Origin of the sequence: Phenylobacterium sp. (assembly GCF_041691455.1) — a bacterium.
In the GTDB taxonomy this organism is placed as follows: domain Bacteria; phylum Pseudomonadota; class Alphaproteobacteria; order Caulobacterales; family Caulobacteraceae; genus Phenylobacterium.
In genome coordinates, this window is sequence record NZ_JBEPUO010000047.1 from 1 (window position 1) to 16,952 (window position 16,952).

Below are 16,952 nucleotides of genomic sequence, written 5' to 3' on the forward strand. Positions count from 1 at the left end.
GTGGGCCGGTAGCTCAGTGGTAGAGCATTCGACTTTTAATCGAATGGTCGTGAGTTCGAACCTCACCCGGCCTACCAACCGCGCAAGCCTCGACTCGGCGTAAGGGCCAAGGTCCGCGGTCGGTCATTTGCCAGAGGGCGTGGTGACGAAACGAGTTCGAGCCCCGGCCGAGAAGACCGCGGTCGTGTTCGGCCCGCAGGTCCTGGCCATCCAGTTGGCGCTCGCGGTCACCGTCGGGGTCGCCGCCGGCGTCCTGCATTTCATTTCGCCGCTCCGCGCGGACTTTGGAAGCTTCTGGGCCGCGCACCACGTGGCCTCGGCCTACGACACGGCGGCGCTCTCGCGCTTCCTGCATGTGACGCACGCCTATTTTCCCTATCCGCCGACCTTCCTGATGCTCACGATGCCCTTGGCGTGGGTCTCGGTCTCGGTGGGTTATGTCGCCTGGTGCGGCCTGTCGGCGGCGGCCATCGTGGCGAGCCTGCGCAGGCTGCTGGCGCCGGCGGTGATGGTCTTCCCCATCGTCCTGCTCTCGGAAGTGAACGGCCAGACCTCGCTGATCATGGGCGCCTGCCTGTTCGCCGCGGCGACGCTGGAGCGCCGCCCGATCCTGGCCGGGGCGCTGCTGGGCCTGGCCGCCTGCATCAAGCCGCAGGTGGTCGTCCTGGCCCCCCTGGTGTTCCTGGCGGCCGGGCAATGGCGCGTCCTGGCGAGCGCGATGGTCACGGGCCTCGTGCTGTGCCTTGCCGCGACCCTGGTCTACGGCGTCGGAGCCTGGACCGACTGGCTGGCGTCGCTGCCGGGGTTCCTGCAGGTCAATGACGCCGCCTGGACCCGGCGGTACCTGTCGCTGCCGGGCGCCTGGAAGATCGTGGCGCTGGCGGCCGGCGCCGCGGCGGCCTGGTGGGCCGGACGACGCGGCCGGGTCGAACTCGGGGTGTTCATCGCCATCGCGGCCGCGCTCCTGGGCTCCCTGCACGCCATGGACTACGACGAGGCGATCTTCGCGCCGTTCGTGCTTTCCGCGGCCCTGGCGAGGCGCTGGTGGGGCTTGCCCTACGCCGGCGCGCTCCTGCTGCCCGCAAGTCCCTGGAGTGTGCTGGCGCTGGCGGTCCTGGCCATTGTCGACGTCTTCGCACCGCCGCCAAAGGTCGACAAGGTTGGCGCGGAGCCCGGGGCTCAGACCGTCCGACCTTCGCACTGAGGCGAGACCGGCTATATTGGCGGCGCTGCAGCGGGCTACGACGGCCCTTCGGCGCGCCATTTCCGGCCCCTTTCGGACGCAGGGCCAAAGCGTCGGCGCAAGCGCGCTTTCCCGCTGCAGCGCCTTTTCCGCCGGCGTGCCGCCTATTGCTGCTGCTGGCGTTGCTGGTCGTAGGCCAGGCCCGAATATTGGCTGCGGCGCTGGCCGGGGCGCGGCGCGGGCTGGGAAATACGCAGGAACTCCGGCTCGCTGACCGCCGCGCGCGCCTTGCGGACCGTGACGCCGACCGCCAGCTCGCTGTCCGCCTCGCCCTTGTAGACCCCGCGCGACGGGGGCACGTCGGAGTAGTCGCGGCCCACGGCGCAGGCGATATGGCGCTCGCCGGCCAGGATGTTGTTGGTGGGATCGAAGCCCACCCAGCGCAGGCTCGGCAGGAACACCTCGACCCAGGCGTGGGTGGCGTCGGGGTCCGAGCGGTCGCCGGCCTTGCGGTCGGTGAAGAGATAGCCGGAGACGTAGCGGGCCGGCAGGCCCCACTCGCGGCAGATGGCGATCATCACATGGCTGAAGTCCTGGCAGACGCCCTTGCGCGCCTTCAGGACGTCGTCGATCGGGCTGTCGGCGCGGGTGACCCCGGCCTCATATTCGAAGGCCTCATAGACCGCGCGATTGAGGTCGCGGACCGCGCTCAGGGGATCGTGGACCCGCAGCGCGCCCAAGTCCTTCTCGGCGACGAAACCCTCCAGCGCCGGGCTGGGCCGGGCGAAGCCGTGCGGATGCAGGAAGTCGAAGTGCTCGCCGCGCACGAAGTCGGATTTCAGCCGATCCCATTCGCCACGGTCGAGCGTGTCGGGCAGGGCGGCCGGCGCCTCGGTCTCCACGGCCGAGCGGGCCATGATCGTCAGGCGTTCGTGCGGCTGGGGGATGTCGAAATGGTAGACCGCGTTGCCGAAGGTGTCGGCGTAGGAAAAGAGCTGGGCGGCCGGATCGAGCTCCAGCTCGAAGCTGATCAGCCGCTGGCCGGTGCGCTTCTGGGGCTGCATCCAAACCTCCATGACGCTCTCGCGCACGGGCTTATCGTACTGGTAGCGGGTCGAGTGGCGGACGGCGAGGAGCACGGGCGGTCTGGTCCTTAGGCCGGCAGGCGCTGTTCGAGAGTGTAGGCGACGAAGGTCTCATAGACGGCGCGATGCACCGCGTGGCACTCGTCGAGCACGGCGCCCAGGAAGGCGCTGGCCCCGCCGGCCTGCACTTCACCGATGTCGGCGTACTGCAGCCGGGCGCGAAGCCGCCCGGCGAGGCGGTCCGGTCCGGCCGCGCCGGTGGCCTCCGCGTGGCGGCTGAGCGAGGTCAGGTGCTCCTCGATCCGCGCGGTGCAGAAGCGGACCGAGCGGGGAAAATCCTCGTCGAGCAGCAGGAATTCCAGGATGAAGCGCGGCTGCATGTCGGCGGTATAGACCCGCAGGTAGGGCTCCAGCGCGCAGCTCATGCGCAGCAGGCCGGTGAGCGCCGAATGGTCGCTGATCGCGCGGCGGCGGCGGTCGCCAAAGCACACTTCCAGCAGGGCGCCGATCAGCTGTGCCCGCTCCAGGTAGACGCCCAGCAGCAGGAAGCGCCAGCCCTCGCCGTGGCTCATCGTGGCGTCCGCCGCGCCCTTGAAGAGGTGCAGGTCGGCGATGGTCTCGTGCAGGAAGGCCTGGCTGCCGTCGGCGAAGGTGCGCGCGGCCTTGGGATCGGTCATCCGCAGGTGGATGAGGTTCAGCCGCTCCCAGGTCTCGGTGGTGATCTGGTCGCGCACCTGGCGGGCGTTCTCCCGGGCGCGGGCCAGCGAGCTCGCCACGGAGCCCTCGTCCCCGCGGTCCAACACCAGGGCGCGCGCGGCCTCGTAGGGGTTCAGCGCCTTGGCCGCGTCCTCGGGGTCTCCGACGGCGGCCAGCGCGATGCGGGCGATCTGGCTGGCCGATTCCGTGCGGTCGAGCGTCGCCGTCAACATGACGTCGGAGAGCCGGCAAAGGTGCTCGGCCCGCTCCACGTAGCGGCCGATCCAGTAGAGGCTGTCGGCGACCCTCGCGAGCATCATGGCTCCAGGTCCTTGCGGTCGGTCAGCACCCAGGTGTCCTTCGATCCGCCGCCCTGGCTGGAATTGACCACCAGCGAGCCCTTGCGCATGGCCACGCGGGTCAGGGCGCCCGGCGTCACCACGATCTTCTCGCCGGACAGGATGAAGGGACGCAGGTCCACGTGCCGCGGCTCGATGCCGTGGTCGATCAGGCAGGGGGCGGTGGAGAGCTGGATGGTCGGCTGGGCGATGTAGTTGTCCGGGTCGGCCCTGAGGGCGGCGGCGAATTCATCTTGCTGGGCCTTGGTCGAGTGCGGCCCGACCAGCATGCCGTAGCCGCCCGAGGCGCCCACCGCCTTGACCACGAACTTGTCGAGGTTGGCGAGCACATGGCTGAGCTGGGCCGGCTCGCGGCAGAGGAAGGTCTCGATGTTGGGCAGGATGGCGTCCTCGCCCAGGTAGTAGCGGACGATCTCCGGGACGTAGGCGTAGACCGCCTTGTCGTCGGCGACCCCGGTGCCGGGCGCGTTGCAGATCACCACATTGCCCGCGCGGTAGGCGTTGAAGAGCCCGGCGGAGCCCAGGCCGGAGTCGCGGCGGAAGGTCAGGGGATCGATGAAGTCGTCGTCCACCCGGCGGTAGATGACGTCGATCCGCCGCAGGCCCGTGGTGGTGCGCATGTAGACCATGTTGTCGTGCACCACGAGGTCGCGCCCTTCGACCAGGGGCGCGCCCATCAGCCGGGCGAGATAGGCGTGCTCGAAGTAGGCGGAGTTGTAGACGCCGGGGGTCAGGACGACGACCTGCGGATTCGGCCGCCAGTCTGCCGCCATGCTCTTCAGGGTGCTCAGCAGGAGATCGGGGTAGCGGTCGATGGACCGGACGCCCGCGCCGCGGAAGGTGCCCGGGAAGACCCGCTTGGAAGCCTCGCGGTTGGCCAGCATGTAGGAGACGCCCGAGGGGACGCGCAGATTGTCCTCCAGCACCGCGAAAGCGCCGTCCGGCTGGCGGATCAGGTCCGAGCCGCAGACGTTGGCGTAGGCCTGGTGCGGCACGAAGAGGTTCTGCATCTCCCGCTGATAGGAGGGCGCGTTGAGCACCAGGTCGCGCGGGACGACGCCGTCCATCAGGATCTGCTGGCCGGAATAGATGTCGGCCAGGAACATGTTCAGCGCCTTCAGGCGCTGGGTGAGGCCCGCCTCGATGGTCTTCCACTCCTCGGCCGAGATGATCCGGGGCAGGAGGTCGGTGGGAATGATCCGCTCGGTGGAGCTTTCCGCGCCGTAGACGGTGAAGGTGATGCCCTGCAACAGGAAGAACCGCTCCAGCGTTCTCTGCCGCTCGGTCAGTTCGTCGGCGCTCAGCGTCTCGATGCGAGCGGCCAGCGCGGCATAGTGCGGACGCACGTCCCCGTCGGGCGCGTACATCTCGTCGTAGGGCGCGACGCCGGCGGCGCCGTCCGCCGCCTCGCCGACGCGCAGCGCCTTGGCCGCCCCCAGCTTCACCCTTGATCGTCCTTCACTCACGCACTGTTCTTACGGCCTTAGGGCGTCGTTGGGATAGAGGCGCGGTCTTTCGTCGGCGATGCGCGCCGAAGGTGGCGACTGCCCAAGCCTTAGGCGCCCGCGCCGAAGGTGACAGTCCCGCTGGGCGCGGCTACACCCGGTGAGGGGCGTGCGAGGATTCGAGAGCTTGGCTCGTCTTGTCTACGCCGTCGCGGCCGGGGCGATCCTCAGCATCCAGGGGCTTTCCGCCCCCGCGCGCGCCGCCGAACCCAAGGCCTCGATCGAAGGCGATCTGACGCCGGACCTGCGCGCCGCCGTGGCGCGCGCCGTGGGCGTCGCCGACCGACCGATCGAAAACCGCTTCGAGGCCCGCCGCCGCGCGCGCGAGGCGGCCGAGGACGCCATCGCCGTCCTGCGCTCGGAGGGCTTCTACGCCTATGACGTCGAGCCCGACGTGGGCGAGGGCGATGCGCCGAAGGCGCTGGTCAAGATCGCGCCCGGGCCGCGGTTCGTGCTCGGCCCGGCGCACATCGACTGGATCGGCGCGGCGCCCGACCGCGCGGCGGCCGCGGCGGCCGAAGCCGCGCTCGCCCTGACGCCTGGCCAGCCGGGACGGGCCGCGGACGTGGTCAGCGCCGAGGGCCGGGCCGTGGCGGCGGTCCAGAAGCGCGGCTATGCCGACGTCAAGGCCCAGCCGCGCCAGGTGATCGTCGACCACGCCGACCGCACGGTGAGCCCCGACTACCGGATCTCCGCCGGCCAGATTGCCCGGCTGGACGGGATCGAGCTGACCACCAATGGCCACACGAGCCCGGCGTGGCTGCAGAACCTCGCGCCCTGGCGGCGTGGCGCGGCCTATGATCCGGAGGATGTCGCGGAACTCGAGCGCCGCCTGCTCGACACCGGCGTCTACGAGTCGGTCACCGTGGCCCTGGCCCCTGCCGACAAGACCACGCCCGACGGCCTGCGCCCGGTGGTGGTCAGCGTGGCCGAGCGCCTGAAGCGGACAATCGAGCTCGGCGCCAGCTATGACACCACCGACGGGCTAGGGCTCGACGCCAAATGGACCCGCTACAATGTCCTGGGCCGCGCCGACACCTTCTCGCTGCTAGGCCGGCTCTCCAACATCGACACCCGCATCGAGGCCGACCTGTCGCTGCCGCATTGGCAGACCGCGCAGCAGACGCTGGCCATGCGTGCGGCGGTCTACCGCTCGAGCACGCCTGCCTACGACCAGCAGGGGGTGATGGTCAGCGCCGACGTAACCCATCGGTGGGGCCGCAACGCGACGTTTGGACTGACCGGGACCTATTTCACCTGGGGCGGCTCGATCGACCTCAGCCGCACCAGCGAGGTCCGTATCGGCAGCCTGACGTCGCTCGGCCGCGACATCGCGACCTTCGCCGGCCTGGTCGACATGGCGCTCGACCGCTCCGACGATCCGCTCGATCCGCGGCATGGCTGGCGGGTCAGCACGCGCATCGAGCCGACGCTGCTGACCGGGGAGGGCGTGCTGCCCTATCTGAAGCTCCAGGGTCAGGTCTCGGGCTACATCCCGTTCGACCTGCAGGGCAACACGGTGCTGGCCGGCCGCCTGCATCTGGGCAGCATCGTCAACGCCGCCGTCTCCGACATCCCCGCGCCGCAACGGTTCTACGCCGGCGGCGGCGGATCGGTGCGCGGCTTCGGCTACCAGGAGGTGGGGCCGAGGCTTTCAGACAATACGCCGGAGGGCGGGCTTTCCCTGGCTGAGGCCTCGGTGGAGTTGCGTCATCGGCTGCGCGGACCCTGGGGCGTCGTGGCCTTCGTCGACGCCGGAACCGTAGGCGGCGCGCAGTTCCCCAGCTTCCGCGACCTCAGCATCGGGGCGGGCTTCGGCGTGCGCTACAACCTGGGCTTCGGGCCGATCCGGGTGGACGTGGCGACCCCGGTGACCGGCCGGCGGGGCCAGGCGCCGTTCCAGATCTACGTCAGCATCGGGCAGAGCTTTTGAGCGCGCCTGAAGACATTCCGCCGTCGCCGCGCCGGATCCGCCGGGCGGAGAAGATCGTTGCCGTGGCGCTGGGCGTGTTCGTGCTGATCATGGCCGCCTTGGTCGGCGCCCGCTACGGAGTGCTGCTGCCGCAGATGCGCCTGCTGATCGAGGCGCGGGCCGACGGCCTGAAGGTGGGGCGGTTCGGCCGCTTGAAGATCGAGGGCCTGAGCGGCGACATCTGGCGCGACGTCCGCGTCCGCAAGCTGACCGTCCGCGACGAGGGCGGCGTCTGGCTGGAGGCGGATAACCTCCACATGACATGGCGTTACGTCGAACTCCTGACTCGAAACTTCCATGCCGACCGCATCGACGTCGAGACCCTGAAGGTGCTCCGGCGGCCGACCCTGACCAAAAAGGGCAAGGACACCGGCCTGCCGCTCTCCTTCCACATCGACGAGGCCCATGCGCGGGTCGAGCTGGCGCCGGCGTTCAGCTATGTGCGGGGCGTCTACGACCTCGATCTCGATCTCGACATCGAACGCAGCGGCGATCAGCGGGGCAAGGTGCGCGCGGCCAGCGTGCTGCACCCGGGGGACCACCTCTACGTCGACTACGATGTCGCGCGGACCCGGCCGTTGCAGGTGCTCGTCGACGCCGAGGAGGCTCGCGGCGGCGCGCTCGCCGGCGCGCTCGGCCTCCCGTCGAACCAGGCCTTCACCCTGAAGGGGATCGCCGGCGGCAAGGTCTCCGAGGGCCAGTTCGGGGTCGTCGCCGGCTCGGGGGCCGCCGAGCCGCTCCGGGCGCTCGGCTCCTGGACCAAGGACGGCGGCGATGCGCGCGGACGCATCTCGCTGACCGCCTCGACGATCACCGCGCCCTACGCCCGGCGGTTCGGGCCTGAGGCGAGCTTCGTGCTGACCGGCCGGCGCGCAGGTCCGGACCAGTTCGCGCTGGATGGCCGGGTTAGTGTGGAAAACCTCGCCCTAAGGGCCTGGGGGCTGGGTGACCTCGGGCAGCGCAGCATCGGTCCGAACGGCCTCGAGCTGACCGCGGAGACCAAGGCGCTGTCGCGGATCACCGGCGGCCCGGAGATGGGTCCGGACCGCATCGCCGGACGGCTCACCCAGGCCCAGCCCGGCTGGCGGTTCGCCGGCACGGCGGCCTTGGGGCATGCGGGCCTCGGGGCCTACAGCCTGGCCCAGGCCACCGGGCCCCTGGAGGTGGCCGAGAAGGCCGGGCAGTGGGACATCAAGACCCGGCTCGCCGGGGCCGGCGGGCGCGGCGCAGGCTTTCTGGCCGCCGCCCTGGGCGGGGCGCCCAAGGCCAGTTTCGACGGCGCGCGGCTGGCCGACGGGCGGTTGCTGCTGCGCGAGCTTGAGGTGACCGGCTCCGGCCTGAAGCTCGAAGCGAACGGCGGGCGCAGCCTGTTGGGCGGGCTGACCTTCAAGGGCAAGGCCGCGGTCTCGAACCTCGCGGCGGCGCGGGCCGGGGCGGCGGGATCGGCCCAGGCGAGCTGGTCGGCGGCCCAGGCCAAGGCAGGTCAACCCTGGACCTTCAGCCTCGACGCCCGCGGCGACCGGATGGCCACGGGCTATCCGGAGCTCGATCGGCTGCTGGGCCCCAAGCCGGAGCTGAAAGCCCAGGCGAACCTCCAGGGGCGGCGTCTGGCGATCGGCTCGGCCAGCCTGGCTGGCGCGGCGCTCAAGGCCAGCACGGCCGGCGTGCTGGCGGCCGACGGGGGCCTGACCTTCAAGCTCGACTGGAGCGCCCAGGGGCCGTTCCGCGCCGGCCCGGTGGAGATCGCCGGGGGGGCCAAGGGATCGGGGGCGATCACCGGTACGCTCGCCGCGCCGCGCGCCGACGTCCTGGCCGACGTGGCGCAGATCGACGTCCCGCGCCTGCCGCTGAAGGACGCCCACATCACGCTCAGTTTCCTGCGCAAGGCCGACGGATCGAGCGGCGTGGCGGCCGTGACCGCGACCAGCGCCTTTGGCCCCGCCCGCGCGCGCGCCGACTTCGGCTTCCCGGAGGGCGGGATCGACCTGACGGGCTTGTCGGTGGACGCCGGCGGGGTGAAGGCGTCGGGCTCGCTGTCCCTGCGCAGCCGCACGCCTTCGGCGGCGAACCTCGAGGTGACCGTGACCAAGGGCGCCTTGCTCGACGCGGGCCGCGTGGCCGGGACCGTGAAGATCGCCGATGCGCCGGGCGGCGTGCGCGCGGCGCTGAACCTGACCGCGGAGAACCTCCGGTTCGGCGGTTCGAACGTCACGGTCCGGACCGCGAAGCTGACCGCCAACGGGCCGCTCGACCGACTGCCCTACACGGCCCAGGCCGAGGGTCAGTCGGACGGCGGCCGCTGGGGCGCTAACGGCAGCGGGGTGCTGGCCGACGGCAAACCCGGCTATGCGGCGACCTTCGACGGCCAGGGCCGGCTGGGGGGCCGGGAGCTGCGCACCCTGGAGACCGCGCAGGTGCGGTTCGGCGGCCCCGAGCGGAGCGCCCACCTGAAACTGGCGGCGTCCGACGGCGGCCGGATCGACTTCGACGGCCGGCTTTCCGAGGCCGGCACGGATGTCCGCGCGCAGGTGACAGGCCTGACTCTGGGATTGCTCGACGAGGACCTGGCCGGGCGGACCGATGCGACCCTGACACTGCAGGGCCGCGGCGCCCGGCTCGATGGGACGCTGGAGGCAAAGCTCGCCGCCGCGCGAGGCCGGGGAACGCCGACCGCGTCGGGCATCGACGGCGTGGTTCGCGGCCGGCTCTCTGGAAACGCCCTGTCCCTCGACATGACGGCCTCCAACGCCCAGGGGCTCACGGCCAGTGGCAACGTCGTGCTGCCGGCCGAGTCGTCCGCCGCGCCGTTCCGCATCGCCATCGCCCGCCAACGGCCGATGAGCGGCAAGTTCGCCGCGCAGGGCGAGGTCCGCCCGCTCTGGGACCTGCTGGTGGGCGGCGAACGGAGCCTGGCCGGCAAGGTGATGGCCCAAGGCGTGATCGGCGGCACGCTCGCCGACCCCAGCGCCACAGGTCGGATCGCGGTGGACGGGGGCCGCTTCGACGACGGGGCGACGGGGCTCTCGCTGCGCAACGTGGTCCTGAAGGCCGATTTCGCCCAGAACGCGGTCACCATCACCCAGGCCAGCGGCGTCGACGGCCACGGCGGCTCGGCGGCGGCGTCAGGGCGGATCAGCCTGATGCGAGAGGGCGCGTCCAACCTGAAGCTGGACCTCAAGGGCTTCCGGCTGATCGACAACGACCAGGCCACGGCCTCGGCCTCCGGCCAGGCGATCATCGACCGCGCCGCCGATGGCAAGGTCAGGCTGTCCGGCGCGCTGACCATCGACCGGGCCGACGTCGCCGCCCGCGTGCCGACGCCGTCCGGCGTCGTGGCCATGGATGTCGTGGAGCGGAACCGACCGGCGGACCTGCCGGCCTCCCTGCCGCCGGCCAACCTGACCGGCGACGGCTGGGCGCTGGATGTGACGCTGAAAGCGCCGCGCGGGGTGTTCCTGCGCGGGCATGGCCTCGACGTAGAGCTGTCGCTGGACGCCCATGTCGGCGGCACCACCGCGCACCCGGACCTGAGCGGCTCGGCCCACGTCGTGCGCGGCGACTACGACTTCGCGGGCAAGCGCTTCGAGTTCGATCCGACCAGCGTGGTCTATCTCTCGACGCGGGCCGAGGCGGTGCGTCTCGACCTGACGGCGACTCGCGACGATCCCTCGCTGACCGCGGCCGTGCGCATCCGCGGCACCGCGGCCAGGCCGCAGATCACGCTGACCTCGACGCCCAGCCTGCCCAACGACGAGGTGCTTTCCCAGGTGCTGTTCGGGCGGACGGCCTCGCAGCTTTCGCCGCTGGAGGCCGCGCAGCTCGCCTCGGCCCTCTCGGCCCTGGCCGGCGGCGGCGGGTTCGACGTGGTCGGCAACCTGCGCACCTTCGCCGGCCTCGACCGGCTGGCGCTGGGCGGCGGCGACGCGGCCTCGGGCGGCGTCTCGGTGTCCGGCGGCAAGTACATCACCGACAACGTCTATCTCGAACTCACCGGCGGCGGCCGCGACGGCGGGGCGGCCCAGGTCGAGTGGCGCGTGAAGCGCAGCCTGTCGATCGTCTCGCGGATCGGCGGCCAGGGGGACAGCCGCCTGGCGATCCGCTGGCGGCGCGACTACTGAGCGGCCGGCCGGTTGAGCGCGTAGGCCTGGGTGCCGCGGGTGACGACCTGGTCCGAGGGCTCGATCTGGGCGATCGGGATGTCGCTGGCCCGCGCCAGGCGCTCGTAGATCGGGGCGAAGTCCTGCAGCGTGGCGTCGAGCAGGGCCTGCAGCGAGGGGACCAGGAAATAGACCTGCTGGAAGTCGTCGATCCTATAGGGGGTGCGCATCACCCGCTCAAGGTCGAAGCCCAGCCGGTTGGGGGAAGGATCGTCGAGCGCGAAGAGGGATTCCGCGCGGCTGGAGACGATGCCGGCGCCGTAGATCCGCGGGCCCTGCGGCGTCTGCAGCAGGCCGAACTCCACCGTGTACCAGTAGAGCCGCGCCAGGTTGTGCAGCTGGCCCAGCTGCAGCGCCCGCTGGCCGCCGCGCCCATAGGCCTGCATGTAGTCGGCGAACACCGGGTCGGTGAGCATCGGCACATGGCCGAACACGTCGTGGAAGATGTCCGGTTCCTGCAGGTAATCGAGCTCCTCCGGCTTGCGGATGAACTGCCCCGCGGGGAAGCGCCGATTGGCCAGGTGGTCGAAGAACACCTCGTCAGGGACCAGCCCCGGCACGGCCACCACGCTCCAGCCGGTCAGGCGGTTGAGCTCGGTGTTGATGCGCGCGAAGTCCGGGATGCCGGACCGATGCAGGTCGAGCGCCTCCAGGCCCTTCAGGAACGGGTCGCACGCGCGGCCGGGCAGCAGGGCGGCCTGGCGCTCATAGAGGGTGATCCAGACCTGGTGTTCGGCGTCGCTGTAGCCGTTCCAGCCCTGGTCGATGGTCCAGTCGGCCCGGGCCCCGGGGGGCGGGCCGTTCGTAAAGCCGTCCGCGCTCATGCCGCGACAATGGCGCGGTTTGGCGGGAAGTTCCGTCCTGAGTTGGCTGTCCAAAGCCTCCGCCGCGGGAGGATCGTCCGCAAACCCTCGGGCGAGCGCATAAATCACCCACACTATGGCCGGTCGGTCGCACCGCCGCCGCGATTGCCGCGCCTAACCCATTCGGCCTAAAGCCTTGCGGTCCCCAAGAGCAGGAACTCGAATGCGTCTTCTGACCTGCGCCGTCTGGTTCGCGACGGCCTTTGTGGCGGTCGGGCCGGCCGATGCTCAGGGGACGCCGGCCGCGTCTGCGCCCGTAGCACTCGGCGCCCGGCCCGATCCGGCCCTGCTCGCGCCCGACCCCGCCGTCCGCTACGGGCGGCTGCCGAACGGGCTGAGATACGCCGTGCAGCAGAGCGCCGCGCCGAAGGGCGCCCTGTCGCTTCGCCTGGGGTTCGACGTCGGCAGCTATGAAGAGGCCGACGACGAGGCCGGCGCCGCCCACTTCCTGCAGCACATGGCCTTCAGCGGCACCCGCTCGTTTCCCGACAACCAGATCGCGCTGACCTTCGCACCGCTGGGCGTCGCCTTCGGGCGGGACCGCAACGCCACCACCGGCTTTGGCCAGACCATCTACCAGCTCGACCTGGCCGCCATGACCGCGCACGAGGCCGAGACGGCGATGAAGTGGCTGCGCGACGTCGCCGACGGCATGGTGTTCGCCGCGCCCGAGGTCGACCGCGAGCGCGCCGTCATCCAGACCGAGCGCAACGCCCACGCCAACAGCTTCGGACAGCTGCGCGACCGCATCGAGGCCTTCGAGGACACCGGCCTCAGGTCCGCCGCGCGCCTGCCGCTTGGCACGCCGCAGGGCGTCGCCGGCCTGACGCCGCAAAAGCTGAAAGCCTTCTACGACCGCTGGTACCGGCCGGAGAACGCGGTCGTGGTGCTGGTCGGCGACCTGCCGGTCGAGGCCCTGGAGCAGCAGGTGCGCGCGACCTTCGGAGACTGGGCGCCCCAGGGGAGCGCCGGCGTGCGCCCCCCCCGGACCCCGCCGCCCCCGCGCGGTCCCGACGTCCAGATGCAGACCGATCCCCGTATCGCCGCCGTAGCGCGGATCTGCCGGATCGCCGCGCCGGACCCGCAGGGCGACGAGGTATTCCGGCTGCGCAGCCTCCTGATGCGCGGCCTGTGGCAGGCGGCGCTGCAGCAGCGCCTCGACGTCTTCCGGTCCCGCGCCGACGCGCCTTTCCAGGAGGTCAGCATCAGCGACGAACTGCGGCCCGACGCGTTGAAGACCTGCGTCGCGGTCACCCCGATCAAGGGCCATGAGGCCGCGGCCATCGCCACCGTGGCGGGCGAGATCCGCGGGTTCGGCGGGCAGGGGCCCACGGAGGACGAGGTCGACGTCGCGGTCGAGAAGATCAGGGCTTCGATCCGCAATGGGATCGGCAAGCCCGCCAGGCCCTCCGCCGACCGGGCGGGCGACATCCTCGACCGGGCCCTCGACGGCATGCCGCAGCTCACCCCGCGCTCGGGCCTGAAGGCGCTCGACACCCTGATGGACGATGTGGGTCCGGACGCGGTGCGCACGGCCTTCCTGCGCGACTGGTCGGGGTGGGGGCCGCTGGTGGCCGGGACCACGCCCACGCCGCTGCCGCAGGCCGAGCTGCTGGCCGCGGTTTCGCAGCCGGCCGCGGCGCCCCCCACGCCGACGCCGCCCGCCGTGCAGCGGCCGCAGCGCGCCGGAGCCCACGCGAAGGAGGTCGGAGACCACTACGAGCGCGGCCGCGCCTTCGTCACCAAACGCAAGGCGGACAAGGCGTTGCGCGAGTTCGCCGAGGGTCTGGCGATCGATCCGGACAACGGCGACATCCTGAACGCGCGCGGCAACCTCTATCTGGCGATCGACAAGGCTGACCTGGCGATGGCCGATTTCGACCATGCCCTGGCCGTGAACCCCAAGGACGACATCGTCCTCTTCAACCGCGGGGTCGCCGACAAACAGCTGGGCCACAACAGCGAGGCGCTGCGGGATTTCAATTCGGTGTTGCGGCTGACGCCCGGCGATCCGGCGACGCTGGCCGCCAAGGCCGACACCTACCGGCAGCTCGGCGACCTTCTGCTGGCGCGGGACTTCTACGACGCGGCGATCGCCACCGATCCGAAGAACGCGGCCGCATGGCAGGCGCGGGGCGAGGTAAGGGGTGAACTGGGCGATGCGGCCGGCGCGGCCGCCGACCAGACCGAAGCGCGCAAACTGGCGCCCGCCCGCGGCCGATCGTGAACGCCTAGTGGCTGATCCGGGGCCGGAGCTTGTACTGGCCCTCGCGGAAGGACTCGAACAGCATCGAGGCCTGCGGATGGCCGACCGGCTGCCCGGAGTCGTCCGGCACCAGGTTCTGCTCGGAGACGTAGGCCACGTAGGAGCTTTCGTCGTTCTCGGCGAGCAGGTGGTAGAACGGCTGATCCTTGTGAGGCCGGATGTTCTCCGGAATCGACAGCCAGTATTCCTCGGTGTTCGAGAAGGTCGGGTCGACGTCGAAGATCACGCCGCGGAAGGGATAGACGCGGTGACGAACAACCTGGCCGATCGCGAATTTGGCGCTCTGCGTGTCCATGAGCCGAATCTACCTCCCTTCTCCTGACCGGAAGGTGAACGTAGCGGTCAGGAACTTCGTTTCAAGGCTATGCCTTCCGGGAAACGAGCGGGCTTGCTAAGGTCCCGCTTGAAATGAGGCGCGCTGGTGCGGCGGGCCTGCGAAGGACGGAAGCGGTCCATGACTGAGGCGCCGAGTGCGCCCGGCGCCACGACTCGTGGCCGGGAGAGGTCTGCTGGCGAGCTCCCATGCTATGGCGCGCTCGACCTCGGAACCAACAATTGCCGCCTGCTGATCGCCACCCCGCAAGGGGCCGGCGGCTTCCGCGTGGTCGAGGCCTATTCGCGGATCGTGCGGCTGGGCGAGGGGCTGACTCAGTCGGGCAAGCTCTCCGAGGCGGCCATGGAGCGGGCGTTGGCCGCCCTGAAGGTCAGCGCCGAGAAACTTCGCCGCCGCCGGGTGCTGCGCCTGCGCGCAATCGCCACACAGGCCTGCCGCATGGCCGAGAACGGCCCGGCCTTCATCGAGCGGGTGTTCGCCGAGACCGGTCTTCGCCTGCAGATCATCCCGCCGCAGGAGGAGGCCCGGCTGTCGGTCGCCGGCTGCCTGAACCTGATCGACCGCACGACGGACGCGGCGCTGGTGGTGGACGTCGGCGGCGGCTCGACGGAACTCTCCTGGGTCGATCTGAAGGGCGCGCCGCCCAGCGGCATGCCGCCGCTCAGGGCCTGGCTCTCGGTGCCGATCGGCGTGGTGACCCTGGCGGAGCAGTTCCCCGAGGGCGAAATGGCGACCGAGGCCTGGTTCCGCGAGATGGTCGAGACCGTGAAGGCCGAGATCGGCGTCTTCCGCCGGGCCGACGGCCTGCGCGAGGTGTTCGACGCCGACCGGGCGCACCTGATCGGCACCTCCGGGGCGATCACCAGCCTGGCGGGCCTGCACCTGGAGCTGCCGCGCTATGAACGAAGCCGCGTGGACGGCCTCTGGATGACCCGCGCCGATTGCGAAGCCGCGGCCGACCGCCTCCTGGCGCTGAGCGCCAAGGCCCGCGCCGAACAGCCGTGCATCGGTCCCGACCGCGCCGACCTGGTGCTGGCGGGCGCGGCGATCCTGCAGGCCGTGCAGGAACTCTGGCCCTGCAGCCGGGTGAGGGTCGCCGACCGGGGCCTGCGGGAAGGCATCTTGCTGTCCCTGATGTCCGACCGTGGCGGCCGCCGGCGCCGGCGGCGACGCGGCGGCGGCCTTCGCCAGACGGCGGCCCAATGAGCGACGATCCGCCTCCCCGCAAGCGCATGGTCCGGCCGCCCACCGGCGGCACCGAGGCCGGGCGGGTCGTGCCCGAACGCCTGAAGACCGCCTGGAAACGCACGCCCTCGCAGCAGGCCTGGCTGTCGCGCCAGATCAACGACCCCTTCGCGGCCAAGGCGCGCGCGCACGGCTACCGCAGCCGCGCCGCCTACAAGCTGACCGAGATCGACGACAAGCTGCGCCTGCTCAGGCCTGGCGCTCGGGTCGTGGACCTTGGCGCGGCGCCCGGCGGCTGGACTCAGGTCGCGCTCGAACGCGGCGTGACACACATCGTGGGCGTCGACCTGTTGCCGGTGGATCCGTTGCCGCCGGCCACGATCCTCGAGATGGACTTCACCGACCCGGCCTGCGGGCCGGAGCTGATCAGGCTGCTGGGTGGCCCTCCAGACTTCGTCATGTCGGATATCGCGCCCAACACCGTCGGCCATCGCCAGACCGATCACCTGCGGATCGTGGGCCTTATCGAGGCCGGCGCCGACTTCGCCGTCGAGGTGCTGAAGCCGGGCGGCGCCTTCATCGCCAAGGCCTTCCAGGGCGGCGAGACCGCCGAGGTGATCGCCACCCTGAAACGCCACTTCGCCAGCGTGAAGACGGTGAAGCCCAAGGCCAGCCGCTCGGACAGTTCGGAGCTCTATCTGGTGGCGACCGGCTTCAAGGGCTTCAGCGCGAGATGAGCCAAACCATCTCGCCGGCCGATCGCATGTTCCTGCCGGTGCTCGCCGGAGCCGTGATCCTGCTTATCGTGCTGGCAGCGATCATCTGGGCGCCGATCGGACCGCCAACGATGGTCCGCGGCCGTGTTGTGGCGATCGGCGCTGGGCGGAGCAGGTCCGGCGCTCGCCCGTGGCTGACGATCGACCTGTCCGACCGCAGAACGACCATCTCGACCTTCGCGGTTCTTAGATGCGCCGTCGGGGACACACTAGAGGTGCGACGTCAGCGGCGTGTTTGGGGCCCGGCGTTCAGCGCCGGTGCGATGCGTTGCAAGCGCGCCGGGCCCGGCGTGGCGCGGCTCGGTCGACCGTGACCACCTCATCTTCCCGCCAGCTGCGTTGACTCCGTCGGCCTTTGCAGGGATACGACCCTCGCAAAACGAGGTGTCTCCATGGAGATTCGCGAAGGGCTCACCTTCGACGATGTTTTGCTAGAACCCGGCCCGTCCGATGTGATGCCCACCCAGGTGGATGTCGCGACAAGGTTCACGCGAGAGATCAATCTGAACATACCGCTGGTGTCCGCCGCCATGGACACCGTCACCGAGAGCCGGCTGGCCATCGCCATGGC

Annotated in this window: 13 protein-coding genes and 1 tRNA gene; 9 read left to right on the forward strand and 5 right to left on the reverse strand. The window is 71.0% G+C overall.

The features are described 5' to 3' along the window. Positions 1-2: 2 nt before the first annotated feature. Together ACESMY_RS22570 and ACESMY_RS22575 are read left to right on the forward strand one after the other, a co-directional pair. A tRNA-Lys gene (locus ACESMY_RS22570) sits at positions 3-77 on the forward strand. Between the two features lie 65 nt (positions 78-142). Next, complete coding sequence (locus tag ACESMY_RS22575; RefSeq protein ID WP_372786895.1) at positions 143-1,204, forward strand: glycosyltransferase family 87 protein; 1,062 nt, start codon at positions 143-145, stop codon at positions 1,202-1,204. Positions 1,205-1,347: 143 nt separating this feature from the next. On the opposite strand, the gene ACESMY_RS22580 is transcribed toward ACESMY_RS22575, so the two are convergent. The 3 genes from ACESMY_RS22580 to ACESMY_RS22590 are packed head-to-tail and all read right to left on the reverse strand — an operon-like array spanning position 1,348 to position 4,690. Further along, positions 1,348-2,322 carry a transglutaminase domain-containing protein gene (locus tag ACESMY_RS22580; RefSeq protein WP_372786896.1) on the reverse strand — a complete coding sequence of 325 codons (975 nt, stop codon included), beginning with the start codon at positions 2,320-2,322 and terminating at the stop codon, positions 1,348-1,350. 14 nt (positions 2,323-2,336) lie between these two features. After that, positions 2,337-3,284: an alpha-E domain-containing protein gene (locus tag ACESMY_RS22585; protein WP_372786897.1), complete on the reverse strand. Its 948-nt coding sequence runs from the start codon at positions 3,282-3,284 to the stop codon at positions 2,337-2,339. Continuing rightward, complete coding sequence (locus ACESMY_RS22590; RefSeq protein ID WP_372786906.1) at positions 3,281-4,690, reverse strand: circularly permuted type 2 ATP-grasp protein; 1,410 nt, start codon at positions 4,688-4,690, stop codon at positions 3,281-3,283. The genes ACESMY_RS22585 and ACESMY_RS22590 overlap by 4 nt, the downstream gene beginning before the upstream one ends. 265 nt (positions 4,691-4,955) lie before the next feature. Here ACESMY_RS22590 and ACESMY_RS22595 point away from each other — a divergent pair, with 265 nt between their 5' ends. Together ACESMY_RS22595 and ACESMY_RS22600 are read left to right on the forward strand one after the other, a co-directional pair. Continuing rightward, the gene (locus ACESMY_RS22595) at positions 4,956-6,761 is read left to right on the forward strand and encodes an autotransporter assembly complex family protein (protein WP_372786898.1); all 1,806 of its coding nucleotides are present in this window, start codon (positions 4,956-4,958) and stop codon (positions 6,759-6,761) included. Next, positions 6,758-10,918, forward strand: coding sequence for a translocation/assembly module TamB domain-containing protein (locus ACESMY_RS22600; RefSeq protein ID WP_372786899.1), 4,161 nt, complete (start codon positions 6,758-6,760; stop codon positions 10,916-10,918). The genes ACESMY_RS22595 and ACESMY_RS22600 overlap by 4 nt, the downstream gene beginning before the upstream one ends. On the opposite strand, the gene phhA is transcribed toward ACESMY_RS22600, so the two are convergent. Beyond that, positions 10,912-11,781 (reverse strand): phenylalanine 4-monooxygenase, encoded by an 870-nt coding sequence (gene phhA / locus ACESMY_RS22605; protein ID WP_372786900.1) that lies wholly within the window; start codon positions 11,779-11,781, stop codon positions 10,912-10,914. The two genes, ACESMY_RS22600 and phhA, sit on opposite strands and share 7 nt — an antisense overlap. 202 nt (positions 11,782-11,983) lie before the next feature. Here phhA and ACESMY_RS22610 point away from each other — a divergent pair, with 202 nt between their 5' ends. Next, entirely contained in the window at positions 11,984-14,047 is a 2,064-nt protein-coding gene (locus ACESMY_RS22610) for an insulinase family protein (protein WP_372786901.1), read from the forward strand. A 4-nt stretch (positions 14,048-14,051) separates the two neighbouring features. On the opposite strand, the gene hspQ is transcribed toward ACESMY_RS22610, so the two are convergent. Then, positions 14,052-14,381, reverse strand: a complete 330-nt coding sequence (hspQ, locus tag ACESMY_RS22615) for a heat shock protein HspQ (RefSeq protein WP_372786902.1) — start codon at positions 14,379-14,381, stop codon at positions 14,052-14,054. 159 nt (positions 14,382-14,540) lie between these two features. Between hspQ and ACESMY_RS22620 the strand changes: the two genes are divergently transcribed. From ACESMY_RS22620 to ACESMY_RS22635, 4 genes are all read left to right on the forward strand, one after another. Next, entirely contained in the window at positions 14,541-15,626 is a 1,086-nt protein-coding gene (locus ACESMY_RS22620; protein WP_372786903.1) for a Ppx/GppA phosphatase family protein, read from the forward strand. Continuing rightward, a complete protein-coding gene (locus ACESMY_RS22625) occupies positions 15,623-16,342 on the forward strand; it encodes an RlmE family RNA methyltransferase (RefSeq protein ID WP_372786904.1) in 720 nt (239 codons plus the stop codon). Before ACESMY_RS22620 ends, ACESMY_RS22625 begins: the two co-directional genes overlap by 4 nt. After that, positions 16,339-16,695 carry a hypothetical protein gene (locus tag ACESMY_RS22630; protein ID WP_372786905.1) on the forward strand — a complete coding sequence of 119 codons (357 nt, stop codon included), beginning with the start codon at positions 16,339-16,341 and terminating at the stop codon, positions 16,693-16,695. Before ACESMY_RS22625 ends, ACESMY_RS22630 begins: the two co-directional genes overlap by 4 nt. A gap of 78 nt (positions 16,696-16,773) precedes the next feature. Further along, on the forward strand, positions 16,774-16,952 hold a 179-nt coding region (locus ACESMY_RS22635; RefSeq protein ID WP_372786908.1), incomplete at its 3' end, for an IMP dehydrogenase.